This window comes from Enterococcus sp. C76, assembly GCF_040886985.1.
GTDB classification, from domain to species: domain Bacteria; phylum Bacillota; class Bacilli; order Lactobacillales; family Enterococcaceae; genus Enterococcus_B; species Enterococcus_B lactis.
Genome location: NZ_JBFOEY010000059.1, coordinates 1 through 356, shown reverse-complemented (window position 1 = coordinate 356; position 356 = coordinate 1). Strand labels below are relative to the sequence as shown.

1 protein-coding gene is annotated in these 356 nt (G+C 48.3%); it reads left to right on the top strand.

Going from position 1 to position 356, the window contains the following annotated elements:
• Positions 1 to 356 (top strand): LPXTG cell wall anchor domain-containing protein (locus AB3I00_RS14745; protein ID WP_368025631.1); only part of this gene is annotated, 356 nt, incomplete at both ends.

The window sequence follows — 356 nt, the reverse complement described above, 5'->3', positions numbered from 1 at the left end:
ACGATCATGGTGGAGGAAAAACAAGCCCCAATCGCTCCTGATACAGGTGGAAACATTCCGGGGAATCCTACGGATTCTCCAGAAAATCCAAGCTTAGACTGGCCAGTGGATCTGGGGACAACCGATTTTGGGGAATCCTCTTGGCTGCCGTTAGAACCAACGAATACAGAAGAGTTCCCATTGGATCGCTCGGAAGAAGCCGATCTGGCTCTCCCAATGATCGCTCCTATGGAAGAAAATGAAGGGGAAGGAGAGAGAGAAATGTTTCCACAAACGGGCGAACAGAAAACCAACCTTTGGGTTGGCTTGGGAAGTATATTTATCTTTCTAGGCATAGGTGGTCTGTTTCTGCGAAA